Source organism: Streptomyces sparsus (genome assembly GCF_054776295.1).
In genome coordinates this window covers 1-11,983 of record NZ_BAAHCA010000065.1, presented here as the reverse complement: position 1 = coordinate 11,983, position 11,983 = coordinate 1, and the positions used below count along the sequence as shown (strand labels likewise).

12 protein-coding genes are annotated in these 11,983 nt (G+C 69.6%); 8 read left to right on the top strand and 4 right to left on the bottom strand.

Annotated features, from left to right (window positions below):
* From ACYVE9_RS06570 to ACYVE9_RS06535, 8 genes are all read left to right on the top strand, one after another.
* Positions 1–284 (top strand): hypothetical protein (locus tag ACYVE9_RS06570; RefSeq protein ID WP_461026773.1); only part of this gene is annotated, 284 nt, incomplete at its 5' end.
* Positions 285–373: 89 nt separating this feature from the next.
* Positions 374–2,515, top strand: a complete 2,142-nt coding sequence (locus ACYVE9_RS06565) for an FtsK/SpoIIIE domain-containing protein (protein WP_461026772.1) — start codon at positions 374–376, stop codon at positions 2,513–2,515.
* A 206-nt stretch (positions 2,516–2,721) separates the two neighbouring features.
* Positions 2,722–2,865: a hypothetical protein gene (locus ACYVE9_RS06560; protein WP_461026771.1), complete on the top strand. Its 144-nt coding sequence runs from the start codon at positions 2,722–2,724 to the stop codon at positions 2,863–2,865.
* A gap of 94 nt (positions 2,866–2,959) precedes the next feature.
* Positions 2,960–3,826: a bifunctional DNA primase/polymerase gene (locus ACYVE9_RS06555; RefSeq protein WP_461026770.1), complete on the top strand. Its 867-nt coding sequence runs from the start codon at positions 2,960–2,962 to the stop codon at positions 3,824–3,826.
* A 2-nt stretch (positions 3,827–3,828) separates the two neighbouring features.
* On the top strand, positions 3,829–5,304 hold the full coding sequence (locus ACYVE9_RS06550) for an ATP-binding protein (protein ID WP_461026769.1): 1,476 nt from the start codon (positions 3,829–3,831) through the stop codon (positions 5,302–5,304).
* A gap of 430 nt (positions 5,305–5,734) precedes the next feature.
* Positions 5,735–5,968 carry a helix-turn-helix transcriptional regulator gene (locus ACYVE9_RS06545; RefSeq protein WP_461026768.1) on the top strand — a complete coding sequence of 78 codons (234 nt, stop codon included), beginning with the start codon at positions 5,735–5,737 and terminating at the stop codon, positions 5,966–5,968.
* A 70-nt stretch (positions 5,969–6,038) separates the two neighbouring features.
* Positions 6,039–7,301, top strand: a complete 1,263-nt coding sequence (locus tag ACYVE9_RS06540; RefSeq protein WP_461026767.1) for a tyrosine-type recombinase/integrase — start codon at positions 6,039–6,041, stop codon at positions 7,299–7,301.
* A 248-nt stretch (positions 7,302–7,549) separates the two neighbouring features.
* Positions 7,550–8,086: a GrpB family protein gene (locus ACYVE9_RS06535; RefSeq protein ID WP_461026766.1), complete on the top strand. Its 537-nt coding sequence runs from the start codon at positions 7,550–7,552 to the stop codon at positions 8,084–8,086.
* A gap of 162 nt (positions 8,087–8,248) precedes the next feature.
* Here the strand turns inward: ACYVE9_RS06535 and ACYVE9_RS06530 are convergent, their stop codons facing one another.
* The 4 genes from ACYVE9_RS06530 to tsf all read right to left on the bottom strand — a co-directional run bounded on the left by ACYVE9_RS06530 (position 8,249) and on the right by tsf (position 11,884).
* Positions 8,249–9,307, bottom strand: coding sequence for a phosphatidate cytidylyltransferase (locus ACYVE9_RS06530; protein WP_461026765.1), 1,059 nt, complete (start codon positions 9,305–9,307; stop codon positions 8,249–8,251).
* 147 nt (positions 9,308–9,454) lie between these two features.
* Positions 9,455–10,012 carry a ribosome recycling factor gene (frr, locus tag ACYVE9_RS06525; protein WP_461026764.1) on the bottom strand — a complete coding sequence of 186 codons (558 nt, stop codon included), beginning with the start codon at positions 10,010–10,012 and terminating at the stop codon, positions 9,455–9,457.
* A 134-nt stretch (positions 10,013–10,146) separates the two neighbouring features.
* Positions 10,147–10,896 (bottom strand): UMP kinase, encoded by a 750-nt coding sequence (gene pyrH / locus ACYVE9_RS06520; protein WP_461026763.1) that lies wholly within the window; start codon positions 10,894–10,896, stop codon positions 10,147–10,149.
* A gap of 154 nt (positions 10,897–11,050) precedes the next feature.
* Complete coding sequence (tsf, locus tag ACYVE9_RS06515) at positions 11,051–11,884, bottom strand: translation elongation factor Ts (protein ID WP_461026762.1); 834 nt, start codon at positions 11,882–11,884, stop codon at positions 11,051–11,053.
* Between the last annotated feature and the right edge of the window lie 99 nt (positions 11,885–11,983).

Below are 11,983 nucleotides of genomic sequence, written 5' to 3'. Positions count from 1 at the left end.
CCGAGAAGGCCAAGCGAGCGAAGCTGCTGCTGAAGGGCGCGCACGGCGCCTACGGCGACACCTCCCGCATCGAACGCGAGCTGGACCGCATCGACCGGGACGCCACCGACCGGGCCCGAGGCGAGCAGGCCGCCTGGCAGCGGCAGTACGACGTTGCCCGTGACGCGCTGGCCGCCGCGCGGGTCGCTGAGCGCTGCGCCGACCGCACGGAGAAGCCGACCGCGAAGGCCGCCCGGGTCGCTGCGGAGAAGCGGCTGCGCGCGGTCGAGCGCGCCCGCCCGTAGCTGTACCACCGGGTCGGCTGTCCGCCTGGCAGCAACCGGCCGACCCGGGGCCCCCGCCGCTCCACCATGAGAGAGCAGGAGTGCCCATCATGACCGACCCGACGGCCGAGGCCGCCATGGGAACCGTCCACCACCTCGACGACCACCGCACCGCCACGGCACCGCCCGTGTCGCTGGTCAAACCCCTCCCCCAATCCGAAAAACTGGCCGCGCCTGCGCAGCCGGTCATGCCGCTGTGGGTCCGTACCGGCCGGGCCGTCCGCACCGCAGTCACCGACGAGCGGACCCGGAAGGCGGGCCGTCTGGCGGTGCGTCACGGCATGTACGTCGTCGGTGGGACCCGGATCGTCACGCGCCGTGCGTGGGACGGCCGGACCGCCGCCCGGTACGAGCGGGTGATGCGGGCCGCCGAAGCCGCGGGGAACCTGGAGCAGGCCACGCAGTGGGAGGAGCGCCTCCACCGCTTCCGTGCCGAGCGGCACAAGCGCCGTATGGACCTGCTGACCGCACCGCAACAGGCGGTCAAGGCCGCCGGGTTCGGTGCGGCCGGCGGACTCGGGTTACTCCTGGCGGTCGGGATCGCGCTCGCCATCGCCACGAAGAACCCCGCCGACGTCGTCACACCGCTGATGGCGCTGGTGGAGCTGATCCGGCTGCTGGTGGTGATCGTGACCGTGGTGTGGGGCCCGCTCCTCGCGATCGGCCCGTGGCTCGCTCTCGCCGCTGTGTGGGCGGTCGGCCGCCACCAGCAGGCCGCCCCCGCCTGGGCAATGCCCGCCGCTGCCGGTGAGAGCCGGGACGTGGTGCCGGATGAGGGGGCGATCCTGGACGCGCTGCGGCACCTGGGCATCCCGAAGCTGAACCAGGCGTTCAAGGCCGGGTGGCAGCCCCGTTGGGTCGCCCCCACCACCCGGCTCGGCAACGGGTGGCACTCCCGGCTGCAGATGCCCATGGGTGTCACGGTCGAGATGGTCAACGACAAGAAAGCGGTCCTGGCCCACAACCTGATGCGCAAACCGGTCGAGGTCTGGCCCACCGAACCCGAAGCCAGCGTCCTTGACCTGTGGGTGGCCGACCCCGGTTCCCTGTCGGGCAAGGTCCCCGACTGGCCGCTGCTGGCCGGCGGGGAAGCCGACTACTTCAAGGGGGTGCCCGTCGGGGTGTCCCAGCGCGGTGACCAGGTGTCCGGCAAGCTCATGGCCGCGAACTACATGGTCGGCGGAATCATGGGATCGGGGAAGTCCTCCCTGGTCGTCGCCCTGCTGCTGGGGGCCATGCTCGACCCGCTGGTCGACATCGAGGCTTACGTCATGGCCTACAACGTCGACTACGACCCCATGCGCGAACGCCTGCGGGTCCTGGTCAAGGGCGACGACGACGAGCAGATCGAAGCGGCCGTGAAGGCGCTGCGGTCCCTGCGCCAGGAGGTCACCGACCGGGGCAAGCTCCTGGAACAGCTCGGAGGCGACGACGTGCGCCTGACCCGCGCCCTGGCCCAGCGCGACCCGCGCATGCGGCCGAAGGTCGTGGTGTTCGACGAGTGCCACGAGCTGTTCATGCACAAGAAGTACGGGGACGAAGCCGCCGAACTGGCGGTGAAGGTGATGAAGAAGGCCCGCAAGGTCGGCATCACCCTCATCTTCGTGACCGTCTCCCCCACGGCCGACAGCATCCCGAAAGACGTCACCCGCAACACCAACCACCGCGTCGCGTTCGCCGTGGGCGACCACGTCGCCAACGACGGCTTGTTGGGCACCGGCAAGCACAAGGCCGGCATCACCGCGACCAACCTCAACCCCGCCGAGAACATCGGCACCGCCCTCACCGTCGGCTTCACCAAAAACCCCTTCGAGCTGATCCGCTCCTACTACGTCCGCAAGGACTCCACCACCGACCAGATCACCCCCATCGTCAAACGCGCCCTCACCCTGCGCGAAGGCATGGCGCCTGCCCCTGACGCGCCAGCCGATGAGCCCGCCGACCACCCGGCCAACGTCCTGACCGTCCTCGGTGACCGGGAGACCATGCGGTCCACCGAAGTCCTGGCCGCTCTCATGGCGACGTGGCCGAACGAGTACAGCGAGTGGACGTTCCCGGACCTGAAGGCCGTCCTCGCGGACATCGGAGCCGAGCCGCGCAAGCTCGGCGGGATCATGACCGTCCGCCGCTCCCGCGTCCTGGAAGGCATCGAGGACCGCGACGACAACACCCCCGAAAGTGACGCTTCGTAAGGGGAGGCGCCTGGGGAGGTGGGGAGTTCTCCCCAAGCGCGTCCCCTGACCCGCTTCCCCACGCCTGATCAGCACAGATCGCCGCCAGGGGAGGCAGGGGAGGCACCCCGCCACACCCCCGAAAACCCCGGAGAACGCCGCTTCCTGCGGAGACTCCTGCCTCCCTCCCCGTCACGCACAGCAACCAAAGCGAGGAGAACCCGCGCATGCCCGAGACCGAGCCGATGCCGTGTGGTGAGTCCGGCTGCTACTGCCACGGCACCAGCGCCGAACACGCCGACTGCGCCTGCGGCTGCGACTGCCCCCGCTGCTGGGACTGCCTCCAGAAGGCCGACCACTGCGACTGCTGAACACCCCCGGCAAGACGAAAGCGGCCCCCTCTCACGCCAATGAAGTCGGGGCCGCTCTCGTCCGCCAGCACTCAGAGAACTGGAGACACACAGCATGACCCAACCCACCCCCATCCGGCGAGTACCCGGCCATCTGCGCACCGCCCTGAATCTGGCCGCCCGGGGCGTGCCCGTCCTGCCACTGAGGGCCGGGAAGGTCCCGTTCGGGAACTGCCCCACCTGTCGGGACAACGCCTGCGGCGGCCGGTCGAACATGAAGACCCCCGGCCCCTGCACCTGCCCCCGCCCCTGCCACGCCTGGGCCGCCGCCACCACCGACCCCGCCGTCATCACCGGGCCCACCTGGTCGACGGCATGGAAGCAAGCCGCGGCCATGGCCTACCACCCCGGCGGTGCCGGGCTGACCGTCGTGGACCTGGACGACCCCGACGCCCTCACCTGGGCCCGCCAAGCGCTCCCCGCCACACGCACCGTGCCAACGACGCGGGGCGAGCACTGGATCTACCAGGGCGCCATGACCTCACACAACGCGGTCCGTCCCGGCGTCGACATCAAGTCGACCATGGCCTACGCCCGCTACCTCGGGCCCGGCACCGGCCGCCTGACCGCACTGCCGGATGTCGTCCGCGCGCTGGCCGTGAAGGAACCCGCGCCAGTCCGGCCCGCGCCGCACGCCACCGCCGTACCCAGGATCGCCGGGGGCGGGGAGTGTCGGCATCGCATGCCCGCCTACCTGGAACGTGGCATCACCATGGCCGAGCAGCGCATCATCGACGCCACCAGCGCGATCCACGCCACCGTCTACGCAACGTTCCTGGCGGTGCTGTCCACGCACGGCCGGTGCGGCTGCCTCACCGACGCCCACGTGGCGCGGCTGTTCACTGCCGCTCAGGCCAAGGGTGAGTCCCCGCGGCACTGCACGGATGCGTGGGCCAACGCCCGTACCCGGTTGGGAGTGTGACCATGGCTGACGACGAGAAGACTCCGGCCCGCGAGATCATCACCGACTACGCACAGGCGCACTTCCGGTACTTCCGCACCGCCGACGGCACCGTCTACGCGCAGAAGAACGGGCACCCCGTGGCCCGTCCGATCCGCTCGCAGGGCACGACGGGCAGCCACCGACAGGAACTCATGGTCGGCATGTTCAAGGACGGCGTCGGCGTGTTCAACGGCACCGCGCTCAAGGAAGCGCTGGACCTGATTGAGGCGCTGGCGCTGACCGAGGACACCCAGCCCGTGAACATCCGCGTCGCCCCCGGCTTCGACGGAACGACGTGGCTCGACCTCGGGCGCGACGACGGGCAGTCCGTCCGCATCCACCCCACCGGCTGGGACATCACCGTCCCCGGCCCGCGCGAGGTGTGCTGGCGCCGCACCCAACTCACCGGGGAACTGCCCCTGCCGGCCAAGGACACCAACGGCAAGGGCATCGACCTGCTCATGCGGCTGTGCAACTTCGCCACCGCCGAGACCGAGTGCCTGGCCATCGCCTGGCTCATCGGCTGCCTCGGCCCGTCCGTGCCCGTCCCCGCGCCGTTCCTCACCGGGCCGCAGGGCGCGGGGAAGTCGACCGGCGGGCGGATGCTCTTGCGGATCATCGAGGGCATGAGCGGGGACCTGCGCCGGGCGCCGAAGGATGAGGAGAACCTGATCGCAGCCGTGGCCGCCGGATGGGTCACCGCACTGGACAACCTCTCCCACATGACCCCCGACCTGTCCGACGCGATGTGCTGCATCGTCACCGGCGCCGAAAACGTCAAACGCGCCCTGTTCACCGACGGGGACGTATTCCGGTTGGGCTACCGCCGCCCCCTGCTGCTGACCGGCATCGACGTCGGCGTCATCCGCCCCGACTTCGCCGAACGCCTCCTGCCCCTGCGGCTGGAGCGGCCCAAGGTCCGGCGCACCGAAGCGGAACTGTGGGCGGAGTACGCGGAAGTGCTGCCCGTCATCCTCGGCTCGTTGCTGGATCTGACGGTCAAGGTGCGGGCGGCTGAGGCGGAGACGCCCACGGACCTGCGGATGGCGGACTTCGCGCACCTGTGCGCGCAGCTCGACACGGCAACCGGCCTGGGAGCGCTCGCCGCCTACCGGGCCAGCCTGGACGACCTCAACGACGACGTCATCGAAGGCGACCTGCTCGCGCAGACCGTCCTTCGGCACGCCGACAGCATCGAACCGGGCGCAGACCAGCGCATGACGTCCACCGAGTGGCTGCACTGCCTCAGCCGCCTCCACAGCGGCGACGAACTACGCCCCCTGCCTAAAGGGTGGCCGACCACGGGCAAGGTGCTCTCCGACCGGCTCAAGCGCCTACAGCCCACCCTCGCGGCCCGGGGCGTCCTCATCGACAGCGGACGCACCAAGACCGGCCGCTACCTCGAAATGACCCGCCAGGCCGGACCCCCGCCCCCCGAGCAGACGGCAGCGTTCTGACCCGTACCGCCCGGTCACCCGGAAAGCAAGAGGAGCACGCCGCCCCGGGTGCTCCTCTTGCTGTTCGGCGGGACGCCGCTCAAGAGACGTGCCCGAAGGGCCCCTCATTCGCCTGAAGGATCACCGCCACTACTACAGACACCCTCCCTCTCTTTCCTAAGTAGGGAAGGTCTGCGTCACCTGCGTCACCCGGGACGGAAAACGGCCCCTGATCTGCGCCGATAGGGGTGACGCAGACGGCCGACCCTGCGTCACCCCTGCGTCACCCGCGTCACCCGGTGACGCAGACGATGACGCACCGGTGACGCACACCCACACGACTGCGTCACCCAAAACCCCAGGTCACAGCCCCAGATGACGCAGGTGACGCGATGACGCAGGAATCCGCACCTCGGACAGACACGCTCCCCAACGAGGAGAAGCAGTGGCCATGACGACTGCCGCAAACCCCCGCGCCACCCTCCGCAACGGGCTTCCCGACCGCTACCTGACCCCCGAGGACATCGCCGCTCTGTTCTCCGTCCCGCTCGAAACCGTCTACGCCTGGCGCAAGAAGCACACCGGCCCGCCCGCCTTCCGTGTCGGCAAACACCTCCGCTACGACCCCGCCGCCGTCCACGCCTGGATCACCACCCTCACCGAATCCGAGCGCGAAGCAGCCTGACCCACACCACCCGCAGGGGCGCGACCACGGCCGGTCGCGCCCCTGCCGCATCCCCGGCAGGAGCACCACCTTGGCAGGTCACGTCCAAGACCGCTGGTTCAAGACTGAGACCAACGCCGACGGCAAGACCGTCCGCGTTAAATCCGATCGCCACGGCACCGGCATGCGCTACCGGGCCCGCTACATCGGCCCCGACGGCACCGAGAAGTCCAAGAGCTTCCCCGACCGACAGAAGCGTCTCGCCGAGACGTGGCTCACCGACATCGCTTCCGACATGTCGCGTGGGCAGTACATCGACCCGCGCGCCGCCCGGATCACCTTCAAGGGATACGCCGAGAAGTGGCTCAAGGCCCACAGCGCGGACCTGTCCAGTCAGATCGTGGCCGAACAGCGGCTGCGCCTGCATGCGTTCCCCATCGTCGGTACGCGACCGCTGGACTCCTTCCGGCCCGAGCACATCCGCGGACTCGTGAGCGCGCTGGAGATGGACCCCGCCGTGAGCGGCGCGTACGCGCGGAACATCTACGGCGACGTTCGAGCCGTGCTGAGCGCGGCTGTGGATGACGGTCTGCTGCCCCGGAACCCGTGCTCCGCGAAGTCCGTCCGTCCGCCGGCGTCCGAGCGGCGACGCGTCGTGCCGTGGTTGCCGACGCAAGTGCATGCGGTACGCGCGGCGCTCCCCGAGCGGTACCGGACCATGGTGGACGTGGGCGCGGGGTGCGGGCTCCGTCAGGGTGAGATCGTGGGACTCGCTGAGGACGCGCTCGACTTCGAGGGCGGCGTCCTGCACGTCGTCCGACAGATCAAGCTCATTCGGGGGAAGGCCGTGTTCGCCCCGCCGAAGTGCAACAAGGAGCGGGACGTACCCATGCCGCCGTCGGTGGCTGAGGCGCTCCGCTCCCACATGGACGCGTACAAGCCGGTTGAGATCACGCTGCCGTGGCGCAAGCCGGACGGACCCAAGGTGTCGGCCCGTCTCCTGTTCACGAACACCGCGCGCGGCGTGGTGTGGCGCAGCAACTTCAACATCCAGGAATGGAAACCTGCGCTCGCGCTTGCGGGGCTCATCCCGGCCGCCGGTGAAAGCGGCAAGTACGAGTCCGCACGCGAGCACGGCATGCACGCACTGAGGCACTTCTACGCGTCGCTTCTGCTGGACGCCGGGGAGAGCATCAAGGCCGTCAGTCAGTACCTGGGGCATACCGATCCGGCGTTGACGCTGCGGGTGTACGCACACCTGATGCCGTCGAGTCAGGAGCGCACGAGGAACGCCGTCGACCGGGTGTTCTGGCCCTCTCGGAGCCAGTCTGACGGCCCAGAGACGGCCCAGTAACCCGAAACGGGCCCCCTACCAACGCCAAACACGCAGGTAGGGGGCCCGTTCGCGGGTGATGGCTGCCAGTTCTCCGGGTACAGGCATGGTCCGTCCAGTGTGGCAGACGGACGGGTGCGGTCCGGCTGCGCCGACGGTGGGACGGTGGTCACCTTCGTCACCCGCCCGTGCGGCCCGGAACGACTGACCGTCCCCCGGACCCGGGCGGGCCACTGCCGTGTGTCGTAGCGGCGTCCTATGTTGGGGGGATGTCCGGGACTGACGCGTCGGAGGAGAACGAGCCCGTCCGCATCGCCGACCACGATCCGAACTGGTCGCTGGCGTTCGAGGCGGAGCGTGCCGCCCTGCTGGAACGCATCGGCCCCTGGGTGGTGGAGGGCGTCCACCACGTCGGCAGCACGTCCGTCCCCGGACTGGCGGCCAAGCCGATCATCGACATCCTCGTCGGTGTGGAGGGCCTCGAACGTTCCCGGCCGTGCATCGAGGAGTTGGCGCCGCTGGGCTACGTCTACTGGCCCTACCGCAGCGAGGTCATGCACTGGTTCTGCAAACCGCACCCGGCCCGGCGGACCCACCACCTGCATCTGGTGCCCGTGGGCTCGCGGCGCTACCTGGACGAACTCGACTTCCGCGACGCGCTCCGGGCGGACCCCGCCCTCGCGGCGCGCTACGCCGCGCTGAAGCACGGTCTCGCCGCCAGGTTCCGTGACGACCGCGAGGCGTACACCCGGCACAAGGCGCCGTTCATCGAGGAGGTGCTCACCGGCTTCCGCCACCGCCGCTGACCGTCGCCCCCGATCAGGCGTCTCCGATCAGGCGCCCCCGGTCAGGCGTCTCCGACCGGGGGCGTGCCGTTCGCCGGGACGGCCGCGGCACCGGTCCGCGTGGTGGTGCCGGGGCCGTGAATGCCGGGGGCGTGGGATCCGGCGGCGTCGTCGGGGGCGTGGTCAGCCCGCGCCGACGAACACGACGAGTGCCAACCAGACGACGGGGGCCGTCGGCAGCAGGGAGTCCAGCCGGTCCATGATGCCGCCGTGGCCCGGCAGCATCGTGCCCATGTCCTTGATACCGAGATCGCGCTTGATCATCGACTCGCCGAGGTCACCGAGCGTGGCGCTGATCGCGACGGCCAGGCCCAGGAGCAGACCCTGCCACCAGGTGCCACCGTCGATCAGGAAGTGCAGGCACAGTGCGCCGGCGACCATGGCGCATCCCACCGCGCCCAGCAGTCCCTCACGGGTCTTGCCCGGGCTGATGCGCGGAGCGAGCTTGCGCTTGCCGAACCGCCATCCGACGGCGTAGGCGCCGGTGTCGCTGACCACGGTGAGGAGCAGGAACGTCAGCACCCGCCACGCACCGTCCTCGGCCGCCAGCAGCAGCGCGACGAAGGTCGCCAGGAAGGGGACGTAGAACGCGGCGAAGATGCCGGCGGTGACGTCCCGCAGGTAGTTGTCCGGTGAATCCGTCATCCGCCAGACGAGGACCGCGAGCGACGTGAGCGCCATCGCCACCCAGGCGCCCTCCGCACCGCGCACGTAGCCGGCGACGACCATCGCCGCGCCACCGACGGCGAGCGGCACGAGCGGCGCCCGGATGTCCTTGCGCTGGGCGAGACGCGTCGTCAGCTCCCACAGGCCGACCACCACCGCGGCGACCACCACGGCGAGGAAGACCTCCTTCACCAGGAACAGCGAAGCGACGATGACCGCACCGAGGCCGACACCGACCCCTATCGCGGCTCGCAGATCACGGCCGGCCCGCTTCTTGGGGGGCGGACCGGAAACAGGCTGGGGCACGAAGGTCTGCTCGTCTCGGAAGTGCGGGCCGTTCTGTCGACGACCGTCGTCTCGGTCGTCCCCGTCACCGGCGTCGGGCACGATGGGCATGGGCCGAGTGTGCGCCGGATCACCGACCCGGTGCGCGGGACCCGCCGACACGACGGGCTCCTGATCGGACGGCCCCCGGAACCCGGCTCTCGGGGTCGTTCCCCAGGATGAGTCGTTCACTGATCTACAGCCCTTACCTCTGACCCCTCGGACCTGACGCACTCTCAACACCGGCCGGACACCGGCCTCGCGGGCCCCGTCGGCCCGCTCGGCCAACGGCCCGGCCGGACGCCGGGCCTGCCGGGCCCCGTGGGACCTGCCGACCTGTCAGACCTCGAGCAGCTCGGCTTCCTTGTGCTTCAGCAGCTCGTCCACCTGAGCCACGTACTTGGCGGTCGTGTCGTCGAGCTCCTTCTCACCGCGACGGCCCTCGTCCTCACCGATGTCGCCGTCCTTGACGGACTTGTCGATGCTCTCCTTGGCCTTGCGCCGGATGCTGCGGATGGAGATCTTCGCGTCCTCGGCCTTCGCCTTCGCGACCTTGATGAACTCCTTGCGCCGCTCCTGGGTCAGCTCCGGGAAGTTCACCCGGATGATGCTGCCGTCGTTGGACGGGTTGACGCCGAGGTCGGAGTCGCGGATGGCCTGCTCGATGTTGCGCAGCGCCGTCTTGTCGAACGGCGTCACCACCGCCATACGCGGCTCGGGCACCGAGAACGACGCCAGCTGGTTGATCGGCGTCGGCGCCCCGTAGTACTCCGCCACGATCTTGTTGAACATCGCCGGGTGCGCACGACCGGTGCGAATCGCGGCGAAGTCCTCCTTGGCGACGACGACCGCCTTCTCCATCTTCTCCTCGGCTTCGAGGAGGGTCTCTTCGATCACCACGTGCTCCTGGTTCGATGAATGAGCGGGTAAGCCCTTGGTTACTGCACGGTGTCGGAACGGCAGGCTGTTGTCCATCCCCGAGCCGTGCCGTTCCACGGCGTTGACGTACCGCCGCTGCGCTGCTGCGCGCGTCAGTCCCGGGTGTCCTGGGCGCTGACGAGCGTGCCGATCTTCTCACCCTTCACGGCCCGCGCGATATTGCCCTCGACGAGCAGCTCGAACACCAGGATCGGCAGCTTGTTGTCGCGGCACAGCGTGATGGCCGTCATGTCGGCGACCTTGAGGTCGCGGGTGATGACCTCGTCGTAGGAGAGCGCGTCGAATTTCACCGCGTCGGGGTTCTTGGCGGGGTCCGCGTCGTAGACGCCGTCCACACCGTTCTTGCCCATCAGCATGCCCTCGGCGTGGATCTCCAGGGCTCGCTGGGCGGAGGTGGTGTCGGTGGAGAAGTAGGGCATGCCCATGCCGGCGCCGAAGATGACCACGCGGCCCTTCTCCAGGTGCCGGATGGCGCGCAGCGGGATGTAGGGCTCGGCGACCTGCCCCATGGTGATCGCCGTCTGCACCCGGGAGTCGATGCCCTCCTTCTCCAGGAAGTCCTGGAGGGCGAGGCAGTTCATGACCGTGCCGAGCATGCCCATGTAGTCGGAACGGGCCCGGTCCATGCCTCGCTGCTGAAGTTCGGCACCGCGGAAGAAGTTGCCGCCCCCGATGACCACGGCGATCTCCGCGCCGTCCCGCACCACCGCTGCGATCTCGCGGGCGATCTTGTGCACGACGTCCGGGTCGACTCCGAGTCCGCCACCGCCGGAGAACGCCTCACCGGAGAGCTTCAGCAGAAAGCGGCGCGGGGTGTGTTTGTCGGTGGGCTTGCTGCTCATGAAGATCTCCTCGTGCACAGACGAAGGAGGCCACTGCCTTCGGATCCTCGCGGTTCCCTCTGGCAATGACCTCCTCGTTTTCAGCTGCCGTGTGCCCGACCCTAGCGGGACCGGGTCCGGTTCGCCGCCGACGTGTCGGGGCGTACGGGGTGGGTCAGGCGCCGACGCGGAAGCGGGCGAAGCGCTTCAGGCTGACACCGGCCTCGTCCAGGACCTTCTGGACGCTCTTCTTGTTGTCCTTCGCGAACGCCTGGTCGAGGAGGCAGTTCTCCTTGAAGAAGCCGTTCACCCGGCCCTCGACGATCTTCGGCAGGGCGCCCTCGGGCTTGCCCTCCTCCTTCGCGGTGGCCTCGGCGACGCGGCGCTCGTTCTCCACCGTCTCCGCCGGGACGTCCTCGCGGGAGAGGAACGTCGGCGAGAAGGCCGCGATGTGCTGCGCGACGTCCTTCGCCACCTCGGCGTTGGCCTGGTCCAGCTCGACCAGCACACCGACCTGCGGGGGCAGGTCGGGCATGGTGCGGTGCAGGTAGGTGGCGACGAAGCCGCCGGTGAACTGCGCGAACCGGTCGAGAACGATCTTCTCGCCGAGCTCGGCGTTCTTCTCGTCCACGAACTCGCGGACGGTGGTGCCGTCCATGTCGGAGGCGAGCAGCGCGTCGATGTCGGCCGGCGAGGTGGCGGCCACGTGCGCGGCGATCGCCGCGGCGGCGGCCTGGAACTTGTCACCCTTGGCGACGAAGTCCGTCTCGCACTTCAGCTCGACCAGCACGCCGGAGGTGTTGTCGTCGGCGATCAGGGAGACCACGGCGCCGTTGGACGCGGTGCGGGACTCGCGCTTGGCGACGCCCTTCTGGCCCTTGACGCGCAGGATCTCGACGGCCTTGTCGACGTTGCCCTCGGCCTCGTCGAGCGCCTTCTTGCAGTCCATCATGCCGGCGCCGGTCAGCTCGCGGAGCTTCTTGACGTCAGCGGCGGTGTAGTTCGCCATGGTCGGTGAGTCTCTCTCGGAAGTCGATGACGATGGATCGGTGCGGAGGGTGCTGCGGGCGCACGGCGGGGGCGGTGCTCATGGCACCGCTCCCCGCCG